This window comes from Acinetobacter sp. UBA3132 (genome assembly GCF_002364825.1).
Lineage (GTDB): Bacteria > Pseudomonadota > Gammaproteobacteria > Pseudomonadales > Moraxellaceae > Acinetobacter > Acinetobacter schindleri.
On the sequence record NZ_DEZM01000017.1, the window covers coordinates 1 to 2,603 of the forward strand.

The 2,603-nt window shown below is 39.0% G+C and carries 1 protein-coding gene and 1 pseudogene; one reads left to right on the forward strand and one right to left on the reverse strand.

Going from position 1 to position 2,603, the window contains the following annotated elements:
- Nucleotides 1-56 precede the first annotated feature (56 nt).
- Nucleotides 57-1,028, forward strand: coding sequence for a class I SAM-dependent methyltransferase (locus B4033_RS00640; RefSeq protein WP_286831124.1), 972 nt, complete (start codon nt 57-59; stop codon nt 1,026-1,028).
- Between the two features lie 161 nt (nt 1,029-1,189).
- Here the strand turns inward: B4033_RS00640 and B4033_RS13590 are convergent.
- Nucleotides 1,190-2,602: pseudogene (locus B4033_RS13590) on the reverse strand (autotransporter outer membrane beta-barrel domain-containing protein).
- Nucleotide 2,603 lies beyond the last annotated feature (1 nt).

Consider the following 2,603-nt stretch of genomic DNA (forward strand, 5'->3'; position numbering starts at 1 on the left):
TGAGCACAACAGATTGATTACTTGAAATTTTCTAAGAATCAGAAGAGAAAATCCTTATGAACCAGATCTTAGATATAAAAACTAGCCAACAGCAGGCTTTACTTTATTTATTGAATTTCTTAAAACAGCAAGACTATCAATTTACTGCAATTACCCCACTTTCTCATCAACGGATTCTGGATCGTAAACAAAATGATGTAAACAAAGAAATTACGCTAAAGGATATATTTGGCTGGAATCTTGGATTTAAAAAAACAGATCTTGATCCTGCGCTTTTTTCCATACTCGAAGAACATCAGCTTCTCAAAATTCAGGAAAACTTATATTTAAGTCAGGTACGAGTAGCTTCTCTTAACAATGCGTTATTTATTCACTCTGCCTTTCCGACCATAGAACAGGATGCAGTATTTTTTGGCCCAGATACTTATCGTTTTGCCTATCACTTGAAGCAATATTTAGCGAGCCGATCTGATCCATTGAAACGCGCAGTTGAATTATGTTGTGGTACTTCGGCAGCTGCCGTCAGTATCGCAAAAAATTTTCCAGATTATGATGAGTTGATTGTCGCGGATCTTAATCCGAAAGCCCTGTTATATAGTCAAATGAATATCGACTTTGCTGGTTTAAAAAAAATCCATCCGGTACAGAGTGATTTATTTGCAAATCTGCAAGGCCGGTTTGACCTGATTTTTGCCAATCCCCCCTATTTAATCGACCCACATCAACGTCAATACCGGCATGGCGGTGATGAGCTAGATGGCAATGCTCTCTCTTTTCGCATCATTAAAGAAGGTATCCAGCATCTTAATCTACGGGGATGTATATTCTTATATACAGGCGTTACCGTCACTCAGGATGGCAATCGTTTTGTAGAGTATTTAGAAAAATTAATGAAGCAGTATAAAAATATCAGCTGGTCTTATGAAGAGATTGACCCGGACATCTTTGGAGAAGAATTAGAACAACCGGCTTATCAGCATGTGGACAGGATTGCTTTGGCGTTAGTGAAAATTGAAGTCAAAAAATAATATTGTCGTCATTAAAAGCTCTTTATTTAATGTGTAAATACTCAGAAAACTTATAAATTTTATGAAAAATCTATAAAAAATATCCCAGTAATTTATTGATATTTTAAAGATTTATCTTTAATAAAAAACCGGCCTATGCCGGTTTTTTATTAAATCATTTTTTACCAGTTCAGTTCCAAACCGATACTTCCGCCTTGATCACTCGAACTTGATGAAGCGTACTTTCCATAGTACTGACCAAAAATTGAAAGATTGGTAATCGAGGGCATCTTAAAGCCCACATTCATATCAAAACTATTACGTTGTGGTTCACCACCTTGTGTCCTAAAGACATAACCTGGTGCAGAAACAAAACTTGCATCCATTTCTCGTTTGATTGATAACTCATGGCTGAATGCAAAACGGGCATATGGCTGAATCACGCCTTCGCTAAAGACAAAGTTTTTGTCAAACTGCGCACCGATGAATAACGGCGCACTATAGACACTCGTTTTTTCATACTGTAAAGCCAATGGATCTGTACTTTCTAACGCCGATTCGCGGAATGCTTTTGTATCTAGTTGGCTATACTGCGCTCAGATAAACGGGGGCACATTTACACCATCTAATTCAAACAGACGCCCCGTTTCTAGACGCAGACTGTACGCATCTGCCTTAGCTTCACCAGTCAGATTATTTTCAACACCTGCCACCTGAACTATTGGATCTAGAGCAGGATCAATGAATGCATAACGATTCACTTCAGTTGAAACTTGGTCATATCCAATCAAAGCTTTTACGTATGCGTCCTGAATACGATGTGAAGCAAATATATTCACTCCTTCAAAGTCCATTAAACCTGTAGTCAAACGGTCCTGAACTTCATACTGGGTCTTGCCATTGCTGTATGCCACACCAACCAGCGTATTTGGCGATAGCGCATAGTCCAGTCCGACCATGGTACGATAACTGTCGCTATTGACATTTGCCATGCCTGAAGATGTTTTGCCACGTTGCTCCTGTTCGCCATTGTGACCTGCGATCCATAAGCTCCATTTATTATCTTCCAGACAGTTTTTCACATCTGTACGTGCAGAACCGGCTTCATTTTCAGCTGAACAACTTACTGTAGCAAATCCATTATTTTGGGCATGTGCCGATTTCGAACGCCAAAAATCGATATGCATCGAAAGGTCTGACATCACACCTGCATTTTGGGTGAAATACAATTGTTGGCTAGCCACACTCCCTTCACCACTCAATAGATTATATGTTTCCTGTAAAGCCTCTAGATCAGGTCGGTAGAATAGTGGTGCTGCAACAGGTCTAAATGTTGCAATTTCTGCTAACTGGATTTGATTAATCGCTTCACCCAAACTTGCAGCATTTTGGCTTAAACCAGTAGGTGCAAAATTAATATTTGAAACAATCGCACCGTTACCATTCATTAAGCTACGATTATAGCTCGCAACAGCAGAAGCAACCGCATCTAGTTTTAAAGCACTGATATCAACTGTATTCGCATTGATAAAATTAAGTGCAAAATCACCAGGTTTAACATAGCCTGAATCCATAATATTAGGGCGTGTCCTCATT